The sequence below is a fragment of the Gemella morbillorum genome (assembly GCF_900476045.1).
Taxonomy (GTDB): Bacteria; Bacillota; Bacilli; order Staphylococcales; family Gemellaceae; genus Gemella; species Gemella morbillorum.
The window spans coordinates 241251-258501 of the sequence record NZ_LS483440.1; the positions used below are offsets into that span (position 1 = coordinate 241251).

A 17251-nucleotide genomic window follows, 5' to 3' on the forward strand; every position below is an offset into this window, starting at 1 on the left:
CTAAATAATACTTTTAAAAATCAACGTAAGGTAGTATAATTATATTATATAATAGTGCAGGAGGTAAGCATGACAGAAAAGAAAATGAATATGATTGTTTGTGGAGGTTGAAACTCAAAAATAGGGCCGGGGGCTCTATCAGATATATTAAAAGATCTTCCAAAGAAATATGATGAAAATTTAATAGTAGGATACGAATCGTCAGATGATGCAGCAGTTTATAAGATTTCTGATGATAAGGCTATAATCCAGACGTTGGATTTCTTCACAACAATGATAAATGATCCTTACCTTTATGGTCAAATAGCGGCAACAAATGCACTAAGCGATGTGTGGGCTATGGGTGGCGATGTAATTTCGGCATTAAATATTGTAGCCTTCCCAGAAAATATGGATTTAGAGATTTTACACCAAATATTAAAAGGTGGAGCAGAAAAAGTTCATGAAGCTGGAGGAGTTCTTGCTGGTGGGCATTCTATTCATGATACAACACCTAAGTACGGATTATCTGTAACGGGAGTAGTACATCCTGATAAAATTTTACAAAATAATAATTGTAAACCAGGAGATATGCTTATCGTTACTAAACCACTAGGGATTAGTATTATTAATACAGCGCATATGGTAAAAGAATGTTCAGAAGAAGCATTCGCGCAAAGCGTCAAACAAATGACTACTTTGAATAAATATGCTGCTGATATGATGAAAGGATTCAATGTTAATAGCTGTACAGATATTACAGGCTTCGGTTTTTTAGGACATCTTGTAGAAATGTTAGATGGTAAGTATTCTGCAGAGATTAATATTAAAGATATTCCTTATATAGAAGAAGCTTATAAATGTGCAAATGAATTTGTTATTACAGCGGGAGGCCAATTAAATAGAACATATGTAGAACCTAATGTTGATTATCAGGTAAAAGACTTTGCATTGGAAGAGATAATGTATGATCCACAAACTTCAGGAGGTCTATTAATATCTATTCCTGAAGAAGAAGCTCAACAACTTTTAGAAAAACTAAACACTTTAGAAATAAAGAGCGCAATCGTAGGAAGAGTTATTAAAAAACAAGAAAAAGCTGTAATAGTAAAATAAATTTAAAAAATACAGAAGTAGAAAATACTACAATAAAAGGAGATATTCAAATATGAAAAAAGAAAAATTAAATGCTCAAGGGTTAGCATGTCCACTACCAGTTATCCAAACTAAAAAACTATTATTAGAAAATGATGTAGTTGAAACTACAGTTGATAATTTTATAGCGACTCAAAATTTAGAAAAAATGGCAAATCAATTAGGGTACAACTTTGAAATGGTAGAAGAAGCGAAGGATAAATATATTGTTACTATATCAAAAGGGGAAGTAACAGAAGGTGTCGTAATAGATACTCTTTGTGATAAATGTGTTGTTCCAGTAACTCAAGCGAAAAGAACTTTAGAAGAAGAGCCAAAAGTAACTTTATTGGTAAGACTTCAAGAACATGTGGATAGCTTAGAAAAATTTGCAGAAAAGAATAATCACGAAATTAAAGTATCAACTATAGAAGAAGGATTTAAAGTAGAGATTACGCGTAAAGAAGTAGCAACACAAGAAGAATTGCCAGTAGTTAAAGATGAGAGCTACATAGTTGTTATTAATAAAAGTCAAATGGGGCATGGTAGTGAAGAATTAGGGAAACGTTTGATTAAAGCGTATCTATATGCACTTAGTGAACAAGAAGTATTACCTAAGAAAATTATTTTCTATAATGGCGGTGGATTATTAGTAGATAAAACAAGAAGTCATGTTCTTGATGAACTAAGAGAGCTAGAAAATAATGGTGTAGAAATTGTTTGCTGTGGTGCGTGTATAGATTATAACAAGATAGACCTAGCTGTAGGTAATCCAACAAACATGTACTTTATTGTGGAAGACATGAGAAAAGCAAATAGAGTAATTCAGCCATAGGAGGAAGTATGATAGAAGAGGGACTAGTGGTTTTTAATAGCACACATGATGCGATAAAAGCGGATGATATTTGCGCTACAAAGGATTTAGGGGCATCATTAATTCCGACACATCCATCTATAAGTGCTGGATGCGGATTTATGCTAAAGGTAGCATGGGAAAAGTTTGATGTAGTTGTGAAAGTATTAATAGCTGAGAAAATTGAATATAAAGGCTTGTACTATTCAAAAAAAGCAGGAATAAAAAGGGTAGTAACAGAATTGAAAGACTATCAAATAAAATAAATTTTAAGAGTAGAGATAAAAGTAAATATAGTCTCTACTTTTAATATAAAAGGTGGAATTAGATGAATAATAATGTAATTATTGGAACTGCAGGTCATATTGATCACGGAAAAACAACGTTAATAAAAGCATTGAGTGGTATTGAAACAGATACAACACAAGAAGAAAAAGAACGCGGGATGTCTATAAACCTTGGGTTCGCATATTTTGACCTACCAAGTGGGAAAAGATGCGGAGTGGTAGATGTTCCAGGACATGAAAGATTTATAAAAAATATGTTGGCAGGAGTTAGTGGAATTAACTTAGTATTACTTTTAGTCGATTCACGCGAAGGTATTATGCCACAAACAAAAGAACATTTCGATATTCTAACACTTCTTGGTATAGAAAACTATATTATCGTTATGACAAAAATAGATTTAGTTGAAGAAGAATATCGCGAACTGGTAAAAGAAGATATTCGTGCGTTTACAGCAGGTACTCCTCTTGAGGATGCACCGATTATAGAGGTAGATTCAATTAGTAAAAAAGGGTTGGATACTTTATTAGAAACTATTGATAAAAAAACAGAAGATATTCAAACAAGAAATATTGAAAAAAATGCACGCCTTAATGTTGACCGTGCGTTTCAAGTAAAAGGTTTTGGGACAGTAGTAACAGGGACTTTAACAGAAGGTGTAATAAATGTTGGAGATGAATTAGTCATTTATCCAAAAGAGATAAAAACTAAAGTAAGAAATATCCAAGTTCATGCTCAAGATGTAACACAAGCGACAGCGGGTCAAAGAACAGCTATAAACCTTGCTAATATCAAGTTTGATGATATTAAACGTGGAGATACATTAGCAACAGCGGGAAGTTTAACAAAAACATATATGATTGATACTGAAATTAAACTTATAAATGATGAAAGTGCTAATTTGGAGCTTTGGGATAGAGTGCGCGTTTATATAGGAACTAAAGAAATTATGGCTCGTGTAGTACCTCTTGGAGCAGAAGAATTAGCAGCCGGGGGTAATGGGTTTGCTCAACTTCGTTTAGAAGAAGAAATAGCTGTGAAGAATTATGATAAATTTATTATTAGAACGTACTCACCAATGATTACTATTGGTGGAGGGGTTATCTTAGATGCTAATCCTAAAAAACATAGTCGATTTAATGAAGAAATTTTAGAAAAATTAAAAGTTCAGTTAGAAGGAAATTCTAGTGATTTAATAGCTAATTATCTATTATCTCACCAAGATTATTTAGTGGCTAAAGATAATATAGTAAAAGAGTTGCAACTTCCAGTAAATGAGGTTGAAGCTGATATAGCGCAGTTATTAGAAGAGGGACTTATTTATCAAACAAAAATAGGCTATATTCACAAGAAAAAATATGAAGAAGTCTTAGAAAAACTGAAAAAACTTTTAATCGACTATCATAAACGTTATAAATTAAAAGTAGGAATACCGAAAATTGAAGTTATTTCTAAATTTAAATTATCTCAAAAAGAAGTTTTAGAGATGATAGATTTGTTTATAAAAAATAATGAAGTACGTCTAGAAGGAAATCTAGTTGCAGAAAAAGATTTTGTAGTAAATTATGATAAAAAACAACTGGCAGAAAAAGCGCGTATTGAACGCGAATTACTTCAAGGAGGATTCACGCCGCCAACTATAAAAGATTTAACAAATGGAGTAAAAGCAAGTGTTGAGTTATTAGATTCATTAGTAGATAATACAATTATTCGATTAGACGCTGATTTAGTACTACATAAAGATATGTTAGATCAAGCAATAAAGAAAGTGGAAGAACATTTTTCAACTAATGACAAGATGGCCCTTGCAGAGTTCCGTGATATGACGGGTTCAAGTAGAAAATATTCAATGGCGATTTTAGAATATATCGACAAATTGGGAGTAACACGTCGAGTAGAAAATTACAGAGTTTTAGCAAAAAAATAAAGAAGGGAGCAGGTTGGAATAATAAATAAAATTATTTTAACTAAAGTACGAAAAAGGTATGAGTTATTATTTTGATTATGGTGCAACATCATTAAAAAAACCAAAAGAAGTTGCTGATAAAGTTTATGAAGTATTATCTTCTGGGAAGTATGCCAATGCTTCACGAGGAAGCTATTATGAAGCGAACAACGCCTTTCGTGAAGTCTATGAAGCACGTAAAGCAGTAGCGGACTTTTTTGGATTAAAAGAAGAAGATAGAATGGTTTTTACCTCTAATTCAACAGAAAGTTTAAATATTGCAATCTTCGGTTTATTGAATAAAGAAGATCATGTTGTGACAACATCTATGGAGCATAATTCAGTTTTAAGACCAATTTATTTAGCTCATGAAACTATTGGGTGTGACTATACGATAGTATACGGTGATAAAACAGGTATGATAAGCTATGAAGACTTAGAAGCGGCTATTAGACCTAATACTAAGATGCTTGCTATTACGCATAGTTCTAACGTAACAGGAAATATTATCGACCTGGAAAAAGTAGCGACGATTTGCAAAAAACATAATATTATTTCAGTTGTAGATGCTTCGCAAACAGCGGGAGTAATACCGATAAATATGGAAGAGTTGGGCATTGATGTATTGTGTTTTACAGGACATAAAAGTCTTTACGGACCACAAGGTATTGGTGGACTTTGCATAAGATTGAAAGAACCAGAAATTCGTCGTTATAAAGTTGGAGGTAGTGGTGTCCGTACTTTTGACAAAGAACATCCTGGAGAATATCCATTACGTCTAGAAGCAGGAACTCTAAATACAGCGGGAATCTTAGGATTGCATGAGGGAATAAAATATATAAACAAAAAAGGTATTAACAATCTTTACAAAAAACAAATAGGTTTTGCCGATAGATTTTATAATGAGTTAAAAGACCTTGATTGTTTAGAATTTTATGGAGATTTTACAAAAGAAAGAACAGCAGTTGTTGCGATGAATTTCAAAGATATTCCTGCCGCTGATGTAGCTGATGTACTTTCAGAACAATATAACATAGCGATACGACCAGGGGCGCATTGTGCACCATTAATGCATGAAGCACTAGGGACTAAAGATCAAGGAATAGTTAGATTTTCATTTTCTAGTATGAATACAGAAGAAGAAGTCGACTATGCTATAAATGCGGTTAAGAGCATAGCAAAAGAACTATAAAAGGAGAGACACTATGTCAAAACACTTACTTTCACAAATACCAGCAATAAATAAGATATTGTTATTAGATGAAATAAAAGAACTAATGAATACTTATACAGAAGTAGCGATAAAATCAGCAATAAAACAATATATTGAAGAAATTAAACAAGCTATTTTGAATGAAGAATTATCAGAAGTGCCAAGCCTTAGTAAAATAGTAGGAGAAGTAGCAAGAATAGTAGAAAAAGAAGATAAAAATTCACTGCGTAGGGTGATAAATGCAACTGGAACAATACTACACACAAATTTAGGACGAAGCTTATTAAGTGAAAAAATAAAGGAAAATATAGAAAGTGTTGCTTTTAATTACTCAAATCTTGAATTTGATATTGATAATAAAAAACGTGGTAGTCGTTATGTTCACCTTATAGATATTATTAAAAAATTAACAGGCGCAGAGGATGTTCTTGTTGTTAATAATAACGCGGCAGCAGTTTTATTAACATTGAACACTTTAGTAAAAGATCAAGAAATTATTGTATCACGTGGAGAATTGGTAGAAATAGGTGGAGCATTCAGAATTCCTGAGATAATCAAACTTAGTGGAGGAGTACCGGTAGAAGTAGGTACAACAAATAAAACGCATTTGAAAGATTATGAGAATGCAATTACTGAAGAAACAGGTGCTTTACTTAAAGTTCATACAAGTAATTACAAAATTTTAGGATTTACTGAGAGCGTATCAAATGAGGAAATTTCATATTTAGCACGTGAGAATGAATTAGTTTCGATTAATGACTTGGGAAGTGGACAATTTGTTGATTTTTCAAAATTTGGCTTACCATATGAACCAACGGTAAAAGAAATATTAGATAGTGGTATCGATATTGTAACATTTAGTGGAGACAAGCTACTAGGTGGACCTCAAGCAGGAATAATTGTTGGTAAGAAAAAATATATAGAAAAAATGAAAAAAAACCAACTTACTCGTGCATTGCGTGTAGATAAAATGACTCTAGCATCACTAGAAGCAACATTAAAACTATACCTAGATGAAAAAGATGCTTTAGAACACATACCAACATTACATATGATTTCTTTATCTAAAGAACGTTTATTTGGAAAAGCAGATGTCCTAAAAACAAAATTAAGTAGTCTTGATTTTGATATTAGGATAGAAGAAGATAAAGCAGAAGTAGGAGGAGGAAGTTATCCAGCTAGTTATCTTGAAAGTGTCGCTGTAAAACTTACTCATAGAAAACTTCATGCAACAGAAATAGAACGTAGACTATTAGAAGTTGAGATTCCTATAATCACACGTATTAAAGATAATAGTATTATTCTTGATATGCGTACATTACGCACAAGAGAATTTGATATAGTAAAAGCTGCTTTAGAAGAAGTAACGAAGTAAGTTTAAAAATTATAGTTTTAGGTAAGTAAAATGCTAAGGAATATTACTATATTAGATGCAAAAGAGATTCAAAAAATAAGTGATTATGAGTTGGGGTATGATGTCAATCTAGACATTGTGAAAAAACAAATAGAAAAATTAACTAAGGATAATAACCATCATATAATAATAGGTTTTGAAAATGAACAAACAAGAAAAATAATAGGGTTTGTCCATGCAGAGTCTTATGAAAGCTTATATATGGAGGCGGGTTTAAATATACTTGCATTAGCAGTAGATTGCAATTTTCAAGGGCAAGGAATAGGAAAAAAACTTATGAGTTCTGTAGAAGACTATGCTTTGGAAAATAATATTAGTTTTATCAGACTTAATTCAAATGTTTGCCGTAAAGAAGCACATAAGTTCTACGAAAGTATTGGTTACGTATGTGATAAAACTCAAAAACGATTAATTAAGAAACTATAAAAGGAGAAGGCGATAGAAATATCGTCTTTTATTGTAATTGAATACAATGATTAGAATAACTAAAATATTGATTATTCATTTATTCGTGATATAATAAATAAGTATTTGAATAAACTATCCAAATAGGAGGCACCATGTCAGATTTAGAAAAATTATTTTTTAAAATAGATAAGCAAGTAGAAGAGACTAAAGGGCAAGGTTTATATTTTGAAGCTTTGACAAAGTATTTAACATTAGAAAATGATAAAGATTATTTTGATATTGTTGATAACTATGACAAAGAGACAATAAGAAAAGTGTATCAATTCTTACTATTAAAAGCATTGAAAGAATTAAATAATCCAAGTTATGATATTACACCGGAAGTTATTACGATGTATGTGAGTCATTTAATTGAATGTATTTATGGGAAAGAGAAGATTTCTATCGCTGATTTTGCTAGTGGTAGTGGTAGCTTTCTAATTAATATCGCGGCTTTGGTCAAAGGAGAAAAAGACTTTACATCTATTGATGTTGATAGTAATTATGTAAAATTACAACAAAATATTTTTAATCTATTAGAAGTTCCTGCAGAAATTATTAACCAAGACGTCTTAAAACCTCTAAATATCAAAAAACAAGATGTTATTATTAGTGATGTGCCATTTGGTTATTATGCAGATGAGGATAACAGCTTAAATTATAAACTATGTAGTAGTGAAGGATATAGTATTAATGCTTTATTATTCATTGAACAAGTGGCAAATTACTTAACAGAAGATGGTGTAGGAATGTTAGTTGTTCCGAAACAAATTTTGGAATTAGAAGATAATTTTAAAAAATTTTTAGAAGAAGAGATTAATTTAAATGCGGTTATTACGCTACCGGAGGAAATGTTTAAAAATTCTTCTCAGGCTAAAGCTCTTATTTTAATAACTAAAAAAGGACAGAAAAAATTACCTAGTCAAGTCTTTTTAGCGGAAGTTCCAAGTTATCAAAATAAAACAGGTTATGCGAGTTTTATTGAGGAATTTAATAGTTGGCTTGAAAGCAAGTAATTAACCGTGAAATAATGATTTAAGAGTAAAGATACAACCTAATAAAAAAACATTGGAAAATTAGTAAATTAACTTTGTTTAAGGTTGACAATGTCGCAATAATATAATACAATATTTAAGTGGATTGCTCATAGAGCAGTTTTTACTAATTAAATGTTTTGTATTTATTTTGTATTTAAGCATTTGATTACATTTAAATTAGATTTCGTAATATCGGAGGGAGGGAAAATCCAATGTCAAAAACTGTAGTTCGTAAAAATGAATCACTAGAAGATGCACTACGTCGTTTTAAACGTGCTGTTTCTAAAAACGGAACTATCCAAGAAGTTCGTAAACGTGAGTTTTATGAAAAACCAAGCGTTCGTCGTAAGAAAAAATCTGAAGCGGCTAGAAAACGTAAATATTAATAATTGTTAAAATATATACCATTTATTAATAAAATCTAAAATTTTCCCTCTTTTAGATTTATTTAAGACAAGAACCTCATCTTCGTGATGAGGTTTTTTTATAAAGTTAGGAGAAGTTATGTTTGCAATAATTTGTTTGAATGTTATGCTATTAATTTCTTATTGGTATTTAATTGCAGAAAATCAAAAGAATAAAACTAAAATTAATAGTTTGGAAGATGATTTAAATAAAGCAATTAAAAGAATAGCATTACTTGAAGAAAAATAAAAACTTATCGAGAAAATGATATAAGAATATCGTGATTTTCTCGATAAGTTTTTTAATTTAACTTTCTAATTTTTCCATCTAATTCTTGAATAGTTTTAGCATTCATTAAAATCATTAAGAACTTGATTTCTTTCTTCCACTTTTCTATTTCAGCGATTAAGGCATCTTTTCCGTCATTAACTAGGATGTCTAAAAAGATTTTAGAAACCCCAACAGCTTTCGCTCCTAAAGCTAAACATTTCACAACATCTAATGGATTACGAATACCACCGCTAGCGATAATATCAATTTTATCACGATAAGGATATACATTTTCAAGACTTTCAGCAGTAGTATAACCGATATTTTCTAAATATACCGATTTATTATCTCGACGCCCGTTTTCTATTCGTGCAAAGTTTGTTCCACCCATACCGCTAACATCAACAGCAGCTAGCTTCAAATCAAGTGCAAGTTTTATTGTTTCTTCATTAATACCGAAACCAGTTTCTTTTAATATTACAGGGATAGGTGAATTTTCACTAACTTCTTGTAATGTTGTAAACCAAGATTCAAAGTTGTGATCCCCTTCCGGCATAACTATTTCTTGGAGAGGATTAGTATGCATTTGTAGGTAACGAGCATTTGTATCAGTAATAGCTTTTAAGATAAGAGAAGGTTCTTTATCAAGTCCAAGATTAACAGAATAACCTTTTGGATAAGCTTTGGCGTCTTCTTCATTTTTTAATGCAGGCGAATAAGACCCTGGGAAAAATTCGATACCTGTGATTTTACTTATTTCAACAAAATCGTTATTTATTTTATTACAGTCTTCTCCTCCAGCGGTAATAGCATTTATAAAAAATGGAAAGTCCCATTTCGTGCCACAAACTGTAGTTGAAGTATCTATATCAGCTAGTCCAAAACGTGGAATACTGTTGTAGTCTATTGCGTAGTTATCAAGACTAGTTGCGGTTGTTTTGTCTTGAAGAGCTAGACGGATATGATCTTTTTTTCTCATAGTAATCCTTTCTTGATTATCATATATTTTTATAATTTTTCTAAATTCAATATTAAATTAAACTGCGCATCACTTTTATCAAAGCCAAGAACAATATCACCACTACCAGAACCACTTTGTTTTCCAGCAGGATAAGTATCAATATACTTTTTCATTGTGATAGTCTCCATAGGAATATTCGAAAAACTTTCTAGATAGTGCAAGTTATTTCGTAATTGCCTAAAATTTTCGAGTGCTTCAGAAGTATTGCCATCAGATAGATTTACTGCTAAGTCAGTTACTAAAGAGTTCGACTTTGAAACAAATTTGGAATATTCTTCTTTAAAATTATCTTTGTTTTCTTTCCAAAGTTTTACGTGTTCTTTTGTATCGACGCATTCTCCAGTCCAACGTGCAAAAATATTTATAGATGCTTTAGGCACTACATTTTTAATTATAAGTCCGTCCCAATCAGCGTTAATAATTTCTACAATAGAATGATTTGCTATTAATTCTTTAACAGATGAACTATTAAATTTTTGATAATAAGTAATACCTTTTGTAAGGCTGGCAGCGACATCTCCCATAGAACCACTGATGTTATGAGTAATGTTAAATAGTGTTACTAGCTTAAAAATGATTGTATTATCAAAAGCTATCTTTTCGAAATTCAAAATAGCTTTTGCGATAGCGACTAGGACCGCCCCAGAAGAGCCTAGTCCGTATTTTTTTTCTTCGCTATGTAGCTCGTTGTAAATAGTAAGAGCAAATGTTTTTTTGCTCTGTGTATATTGTTGCAGGAATATAAGAAATTCCTGAATAAGTTTGAAATTATCATTTTTTTCATAAAGTCCTATTGAGATTTTATGAACAGTATCGAAAATTGTAATTTCATTAGCTGGTTCGACAAAAGCGATTATTTTTTTATCTACACTTGTAATAAGTGCTTTTGAATAATCTTCTAAAATTGCATACTCACCTGCAAGATAGAGTTTGCCATAAGCTATTCCATGCACAAAATTATTTTTTTCTGCCATAATTTAGAAATTTCCTCATATATTTTTTCTTGATCTTCTTTCAAATAAAGAACTTTTACGTTAGGTCCTGCATCCATAGTGAAATAGCAGCGATATCCTTTTTCTCGTAAAGTTTTAACAATTTCCATAGCACGATAACTTTCACCAGTTAAGAAAGTAAAGCTTGGTGTTGATGTTGTCGTTGTTGCGTGCATAGCAAGGGCATTTTCTTCTGTTATTGCTCCAATTTTTTCAAAGTCTGCATTTTCTAAGGCTATCTTCATATCGACAAAATCTTCTTTTGCTTTTTCTACCCAAGCATCAAAAGTTGTGGATGTCTGAACACAGCGTTCCATTGCGATACGGCTAGAAATTTTTTTGCGATCTTCGTTAACAACAAGTACCATCATACCGAAATCTAAATCACAGCTAAGTTCTTCTACGCTACCATCTTCTAACCATGCGGCAAGTCGGTAGAAACTACGACATGAAGAACCTGATCCTTCTTTTGAGATTTCTACTAGTTCTTCAGCAGTCTTATTTAACTTAAAATATTCATTACAAGCTAAAACAAGAGCCATAGTTCCGCTAGAACTAGATGATAAACCAGCTGCAGTGGGAACAGTGTTATAACTTTTTATACAAATTTTTTCACGTTCAACAGGTGTGAATTTAGCGATGAACTTCATTATTTTTTCTACTTCTTCTTGACTTTGTTTTTCGTCATTGATATAAAACTCATCTTCATCTGTTAAACTAGGTTCAATTTTTGTTTTTGATAATAAGTTGTCTAACCTTAATGAAATATTAGGGTTAAAAGGTAAGACTGGATCTTTTGATTTTTTTCCCCAGTATTTTACTAGGGCGATATTAGCATAACCTAAACTGTAACTATCCATGACTTATATCCTTTCTTTGCAAGTTCATTTTGAATTTTTTCGGCATTTTCTTTTGTTTTACTTAGAGCAATACAGCAACCACCAGCTCCGCCACCAGTCAGCTTAGCTCCGAGCGCTCCGTTATTTTTACAAATATTAACTACATCATCATTACTTTCATGACTAACACCAAGTTTTTGAAGTAGGTTATGAGCTTTATACATATAGTCTCCTACTATTTCAATTGCTTTTTTCTTTAATGGTTCAATAACTTTTTCAGTAATTTCCCCAAGTTCATCTATGTATGATTTATAGTTTTCAAAATTTTGTTTAATATGTTTTAAAGTTTCCTTAGTAATACCAATGACTCCAGTGTCGATAATAAGTAAATAACTGTCTAGATTGAAGTCTAGAGGTATAGCACCATCTTTTTTAGAAAATAAAAGTGGAGTATCGCTTAAAACTTGATTAACATCAATACCACTAGGATTTCCATGGATAAATTTTTCACATTTATCAGCAATTTCACGTATGTTAGTTAGTTTTTTCGCGCGTGCTATAGCTATGCTAAGGGCAGCAGAAGAACCAAGTCCGCGACCGACGGGAATAGTGCTATTGATATTAATTTCAGTTCGGTCATTAATATCACAAACATCTGATATAAATGATATAATTTCATCTCGTTCCTGTATAATATTTGTTTCTTTAAGTTCAACATCAACGGTCATCTGTGGTAAAGGGATAGTAATTCCTTTATAACCATAAACAACAGCGTGTTCTCCAAAAAAAATTGCTTTAGCGTGTGTCATAAATTTTATAAACTCCAGTTAAACTCAATGTATATTTTTACAATAATTATATTAAAATAAATTAATATTTAAATGCTTCTAAATACTTCTATATGTACAATAATTATACTTTTAGCAGTGAGATTTGTCAAACAAGTGAAGCTAGTAAAAAAATAAAACTACCCTTTAAAAATAATAAGTTATTTTTGAGAGTAGTTTACGATTGGTCTTGTAATGTAGGATGACAATCTATACCATGTGGTTCGAGATGAACTAATGTTTCACAATAATAGAATTCACTTGCAAGTTGTTTCTCTATATTGGCGGTGATTTCATGACTCTTTTTAACATTAAGTGTAGGGCTAACCGTAACTGTAATATCAATAAAATACAATAACCCGTGTGTACGTCCTTTAGTATCAACTATAGAAATAACACCATCAATATCTTTGACAAGATCATTAACTTTTTCGATTACTTCGGTGTCAACGCCATCGGTAAGAACATAGGTAGATTCTTTAAAAATATTTATTGCGGTCCAAACGATAAGCGCTCCTACAATAATAGCCACTATAGAATCAGCAATAGGAAAACCTAAATATGTTGCAACAATTCCGATTAGAGTACCTAGAGAAACAAAAGCGTCACTAAGATTATCTAAAGCTGCAGCTTGTAAAGATTTACTACCTAACTTTTTCGATAGACGAATATTATAAAAATAAACACCAAGCATAATAACACACGCTATAAAAGCAACAATAGCTGATAATATATTAGGTTGTTCATAACTATTAGTTATAATTTTTTTTACAGCGTAAATTACAACTTCTATTCCGGCATAAAGCATAATAAATGAGGCAATAAGTGTTGAAATAAGTTCTGCTCTAAAGTGACCGTAAAGATGATCTTCATCTGCAGGTTTTCGAGAAATTTTTAGACCTACAAGAACACAAATCGAAGAAATTACGTCTGTTGCGTTATTTATTCCATCAGCAACAAGTGCAGAAGAACGGAAGATAAAACCAGCTCCTAATTTTAATATAGTAAGGAATAAGTATGATAAAATACTTAGTTTAGCTCCTTGTTCCGCCTTTTTTAAGTTGTCAAAAATAGAATTATGCATAATCTCACCTCCTGTATCATTGTTTTAATATTATAACAAGTTTAAAAAAATTATTCAAGAATAAAAATGTTATTTTTAAAATAAAATTATTTGCTATAGGTGAACTTTTTCAGAAAAGAAAGCTCGACGAATTGTTGTCGAGCATAATAGATTATAATTTTTTAGAATAGTATTTTTTAAAAGTTAAATAAACATAAGTAATTGCTAGCATACTAAAGGTAGCATAGAGGTATAAAAAGTTATTTGAAAGTTCAATTCTTACAGTTAGATAATAAGGAAATACATTTAATTTTTCTAATATTGTGACTAAGAATAAAGATATTTCAAATAATACAAGAGATGTAAAGTAAATTAGCCATTTATTTTTTTCTGTTTTTTTATAAAGTAGTAGATAAATGCACATACCAGATCCTAAAATTAGTACCAAAATAGAAAATACTGTTAAGTACGGTTGGATGCTTTTAGTGAAAATTGAAGGAAATAAAAGACTTATTATTAAAATTAAGATATAGGATAACATAAATCGATATGTAGTTGTTTTGTTCTCTTTTGGTAATAATTTAATTATCGAATCAGATAGTTTGTTTATATCATTACCAAAAGTTTCAGGAAAGTTTTTTCCTTGCTTTTGATATGTAATTAAATCTTGTAATATTTCTAATAATTGAATTTCTAGTGCAGTCTCATTAGCCGCTATAGCTTTCGTTCGACAGGTAATCAAAAGTTTTTCATAATATTTTTTATTTTCTTCATTAAGTTGCATTCTTAGTTTATTATTATATTCTAATAAGTTTCCGATGTTCATAGTAATTCCTCCCTATCTTAATCATCTTTTAAAATCTCAGTTATTGTTGTACTTATATTTTTCCATACGTCTTTAAAATTAAATATATATTTATTACCTTCCTCAGTAATCGAATAATACTTTCTAGGAGGCCCAAAGTTACTTTCTTTTAAATAACTAACAACCAAATTTTCTTTTTCTAATTTCATAAGTAATGGATAAATAGTTCCTTGAGCAACTATATCTAGACCATATTTGGAAAGTTGTTCCGTAATTTCATAACCATACATATCTTTATTTTTTATTAGTTGAAGTATACATGCTTCTAAAGTTCCTTTTAATATTTGAGAAGTGTTAATCTCCATTAAAAATCTCCTTTCAACGAGTTGAAAAATCTTATTTGAAAGAACTATCTTGTTATACATAATAGTATCACAAACCCGCTACCTTGTAAAGCAAAATAGCTGGAGGTAATAAATTAGATGAGTTATTATAAAGTAGTAATTTTTAGTAATTTTCATTTCAAAAAAGTATAAAAAACAAAAAGACAAGGTTTAAAAAACCTTGTCTTAATCATTATACCAGCAGCCGGGGTCGAACCGGCACGATGTTGCCATCGCTGGATTTTGAGTCCAGTGCGTCTGCCAATTCCGCCATGCTGGCATAGTTATATATTAACACATGGATACTTGTTTGTCAATTTCACATTATAGGTCAAGGAGTTAGTGATAATTTGTCATACAAATCTACTAGAATTTTAATCGGAAATTTTATGCTATATGATAAAATTATTTAATGAAATATTTAATTAAATAGCTAAAAAAACTAGTTATTAATTTATTAAAAACATTTATTATTAAGGACATATTATTTAAGTGTTTTCAGTTGGCAAAGTAAAATATTTCTTCAATATTATATTGCCAAAGGAGTATATATGTAGTATAATATAATAGTATATAGAATTATAAAAATATTAATGTTATTTTTATAAAGGAGTGTGAGTGCTGGTGGTTGTTACATTGTTTACATCGCCTAGTTGTACTTCTTGTAGAAAAGCAAAAGCTTGGCTTATAGAAAACCATATTGACTTTGTAGAGAGAAATATTTTTTCTGAGGCACTGACAACGGATGAAATTAAAAATATTTTATCTATTACAGAGCATGGTACAGAGGATATTATTTCTTTTAGATCAAAAACTTTCCAAAAATTAAATCTAGATATTGAGAGTATGTCGATTCAAGAGTTGTATAAAGTTATTCAAGATAATCCAGGGATGCTTAGAAGACCTATCATAGTAGATGATAAAAGATTACAAGTAGGGTATAATGAAGATGAAATAAGAAGGTTCCTCCCTAAGGAGATAAGAGTAAATCAATTAGAACAAATAAAGAATATGGTTAAGTAAGTACACCTTGATACTGCTTTTACCGCGTGATTTAAAGGTTGATATTGGGTGTCAGCCTTTTTTTTATGAAATAAATAGAAGTATGAATTGATATAAGTAATTGAATAAATCTAGAATAATAGTTAAAATATAAAAGAAAGAGGTATTAGATGGAAAAAGAAGATATTAAGTATATAACAGGAGAAATTCACTTTTTGGAGCTAGTGGAGAAAAAGAGTTCGTCATTAGTTTTTAAAGGGCCAAGCGATGAAGAAATAAGTTGTAATGAATCAGATGTAGAGAGTTTAGATGACTATGAAGTTGGCGAAGAATATTCTATGTTTGTTTATCCCTCAAGAAGTGGAAAATTATTCGCAACACCAAATATTCCAGAAGTTATCTATGGTGATTATGCTTTTAGTAAAGTTGTAAAAGTAGAAGAAGATAGAGTAGGATTAGATATTGGATTTTCTCGTGAAATTCCTCTTCTAGGAGAAGATTTACCAAAATTAAAGAGTGTTTGGCCAAAAGAGGGGGATGAATTATTCATAACTCTACGCCGTGATTTTAGTGGACAATTGTTTGCGCGTCTTGCGACAGAAACTATTATAAGTTCTCTTTACTCAAAAGCACCAAAGAGTTTGAAAAATAAAGATATAGAGGCATATCCATATCGTTTGATGCGTATAGGGACATTCCTATTATCGAAAGATGGTTATAAGATTTTTGTTCATGAAAGTGAACGTGAACGTGAACCACGACTTGGAGAAAAAGTTACTTTGCGTGTTATTGGGGTTAAAGATAATGGCGAAGTTAACGGCTCATTTTTACCGCGTGCTCATGAAAGAATGGATAGTGACGGTCAAGCTATTATGGACTATATTGAAAATAATGGCTACTGCGAATTTACTGATAAATCGTCACCAGAAGATATTAAAGCTGTGCTTGGCATGAGTAAGGGAAGTTTCAAACGAGCGGTTGGAAGATTATTTAAAAATAAATTGATAATGATAGAAGAAGATGGATTATATAAACGTAAAGGAAGATAATTATTATGAAAAAAGTAAAATTAGATAAAAATACATTATTAGGTGGAATAATTTTAGAAAATGAACGCTATCAAGTAGTTCATATGAACCTGAAAACAGGAAATCAAACTGATTCATATAGCAATGATAAAACAATATTATTATTAAATATTAGTGGTAAAATCACAGTTGCTTATGATGAACAAGTAGAAATAGTTAATGAATTTGAACTATTAGAAATACCAGCAGGGGTTGAGCATGTTATTACTTGTTTACAAGATGCCCAGGTTTTTGTAGTAAAACTATAAA

Annotated in this window: 20 protein-coding genes and 1 tRNA gene; 13 read left to right on the forward strand and 8 right to left on the reverse strand. The window is 30.7% G+C overall.

The window, feature by feature from the left end:
- The first annotated feature begins 120 nt into the window (after positions 1 to 120).
- The 10 genes from selD (at position 121) to DQN46_RS01195 (ending at position 8961) form a co-directional block, all read left to right on the forward strand.
- The gene (selD, locus tag DQN46_RS01150) at positions 121 to 1095 is read left to right on the forward strand and encodes a selenide, water dikinase SelD (protein WP_197712540.1); all 975 of its coding nucleotides are present in this window, start codon (positions 121 to 123) and stop codon (positions 1093 to 1095) included.
- Positions 1096 to 1147: 52 nt separating this feature from the next.
- A complete protein-coding gene (gene yedF, locus DQN46_RS01155) occupies positions 1148 to 1948 on the forward strand; it encodes a sulfurtransferase-like selenium metabolism protein YedF (protein ID WP_111742700.1) in 801 nt (266 codons plus the stop codon).
- An 8-nt stretch (positions 1949 to 1956) separates the two neighbouring features.
- Positions 1957 to 2232 carry a putative Se/S carrier protein gene (locus DQN46_RS01160; RefSeq protein ID WP_111742701.1) on the forward strand — a complete coding sequence of 92 codons (276 nt, stop codon included), beginning with the start codon at positions 1957 to 1959 and terminating at the stop codon, positions 2230 to 2232.
- 62 nt (positions 2233 to 2294) lie between these two features.
- Positions 2295 to 4178: a selenocysteine-specific translation elongation factor gene (selB, locus tag DQN46_RS01165; protein WP_111742702.1), complete on the forward strand. Its 1884-nt coding sequence runs from the start codon at positions 2295 to 2297 to the stop codon at positions 4176 to 4178.
- A 58-nt stretch (positions 4179 to 4236) separates the two neighbouring features.
- Positions 4237 to 5388, forward strand: a complete 1152-nt coding sequence (locus DQN46_RS01170) for an aminotransferase class V-fold PLP-dependent enzyme (protein ID WP_111742703.1) — start codon at positions 4237 to 4239, stop codon at positions 5386 to 5388.
- A gap of 13 nt (positions 5389 to 5401) precedes the next feature.
- Entirely contained in the window at positions 5402 to 6784 is a 1383-nt protein-coding gene (selA, locus tag DQN46_RS01175) for an L-seryl-tRNA(Sec) selenium transferase (protein ID WP_111742704.1), read from the forward strand.
- A 30-nt stretch (positions 6785 to 6814) separates the two neighbouring features.
- Complete coding sequence (locus DQN46_RS01180) at positions 6815 to 7249, forward strand: GNAT family N-acetyltransferase (RefSeq protein WP_111742705.1); 435 nt, start codon at positions 6815 to 6817, stop codon at positions 7247 to 7249.
- A gap of 134 nt (positions 7250 to 7383) precedes the next feature.
- Positions 7384 to 8286 (forward strand): class I SAM-dependent methyltransferase, encoded by a 903-nt coding sequence (locus DQN46_RS01185; protein ID WP_111742706.1) that lies wholly within the window; start codon positions 7384 to 7386, stop codon positions 8284 to 8286.
- Positions 8287 to 8519: 233 nt separating this feature from the next.
- The gene (rpsU, locus tag DQN46_RS01190; RefSeq protein WP_003147339.1) at positions 8520 to 8693 is read left to right on the forward strand and encodes a 30S ribosomal protein S21; all 174 of its coding nucleotides are present in this window, start codon (positions 8520 to 8522) and stop codon (positions 8691 to 8693) included.
- Positions 8694 to 8811: 118 nt separating this feature from the next.
- Positions 8812 to 8961 (forward strand): cytochrome C biogenesis protein, encoded by a 150-nt coding sequence (locus DQN46_RS01195; RefSeq protein ID WP_111742707.1) that lies wholly within the window; start codon positions 8812 to 8814, stop codon positions 8959 to 8961.
- 52 nt (positions 8962 to 9013) lie between these two features.
- Here the strand turns inward: DQN46_RS01195 and fni are convergent, their stop codons facing one another.
- The 8 genes from fni to DQN46_RS01235 form a co-directional block, all read right to left on the reverse strand.
- A complete protein-coding gene (gene fni / locus DQN46_RS01200) occupies positions 9014 to 9961 on the reverse strand; it encodes a type 2 isopentenyl-diphosphate Delta-isomerase (RefSeq protein WP_111742708.1) in 948 nt (315 codons plus the stop codon).
- 29 nt (positions 9962 to 9990) lie between these two features.
- Positions 9991 to 10977, reverse strand: a complete 987-nt coding sequence (locus DQN46_RS01205; protein WP_111742709.1) for a GHMP family kinase ATP-binding protein — start codon at positions 10975 to 10977, stop codon at positions 9991 to 9993.
- Positions 10944 to 11855: a diphosphomevalonate decarboxylase gene (gene mvaD / locus DQN46_RS01210; protein WP_111742710.1), complete on the reverse strand. Its 912-nt coding sequence runs from the start codon at positions 11853 to 11855 to the stop codon at positions 10944 to 10946. The genes DQN46_RS01205 and mvaD overlap by 34 nt, the downstream gene beginning before the upstream one ends.
- Positions 11837 to 12643, reverse strand: a complete 807-nt coding sequence (gene mvk / locus DQN46_RS01215) for a mevalonate kinase (RefSeq protein WP_111742711.1) — start codon at positions 12641 to 12643, stop codon at positions 11837 to 11839. Before mvk ends, mvaD begins: the two co-directional genes overlap by 19 nt.
- A gap of 196 nt (positions 12644 to 12839) precedes the next feature.
- A complete protein-coding gene (locus tag DQN46_RS01220) occupies positions 12840 to 13745 on the reverse strand; it encodes a cation diffusion facilitator family transporter (RefSeq protein ID WP_111742712.1) in 906 nt (301 codons plus the stop codon).
- A gap of 151 nt (positions 13746 to 13896) precedes the next feature.
- Positions 13897 to 14550 (reverse strand): DUF1129 domain-containing protein, encoded by a 654-nt coding sequence (locus DQN46_RS01225; RefSeq protein ID WP_111742713.1) that lies wholly within the window; start codon positions 14548 to 14550, stop codon positions 13897 to 13899.
- 17 nt (positions 14551 to 14567) lie between these two features.
- Positions 14568 to 14894, reverse strand: a complete 327-nt coding sequence (locus DQN46_RS01230; protein ID WP_111742714.1) for a PadR family transcriptional regulator — start codon at positions 14892 to 14894, stop codon at positions 14568 to 14570.
- 214 nt (positions 14895 to 15108) lie between these two features.
- Positions 15109 to 15192 (reverse strand) — tRNA-Leu (locus DQN46_RS01235).
- Positions 15193 to 15536: 344 nt separating this feature from the next.
- On the opposite strand from DQN46_RS01235, the gene spxA reads away from it, so the two are divergent.
- The 3 genes from spxA to DQN46_RS01250 all read left to right on the forward strand — a co-directional run bounded on the left by spxA (position 15537) and on the right by DQN46_RS01250 (position 17250).
- The gene (gene spxA / locus DQN46_RS01240) at positions 15537 to 15935 is read left to right on the forward strand and encodes a transcriptional regulator SpxA (protein WP_004633246.1); all 399 of its coding nucleotides are present in this window, start codon (positions 15537 to 15539) and stop codon (positions 15933 to 15935) included.
- 149 nt (positions 15936 to 16084) lie between these two features.
- Positions 16085 to 16963 carry a CvfB family protein gene (locus DQN46_RS01245; protein WP_111742715.1) on the forward strand — a complete coding sequence of 293 codons (879 nt, stop codon included), beginning with the start codon at positions 16085 to 16087 and terminating at the stop codon, positions 16961 to 16963.
- Between the two features lie 5 nt (positions 16964 to 16968).
- Positions 16969 to 17250 carry a hypothetical protein gene (locus DQN46_RS01250; RefSeq protein WP_111742716.1) on the forward strand — a complete coding sequence of 94 codons (282 nt, stop codon included), beginning with the start codon at positions 16969 to 16971 and terminating at the stop codon, positions 17248 to 17250.
- Position 17251: the final 1 nt, after the last annotated feature.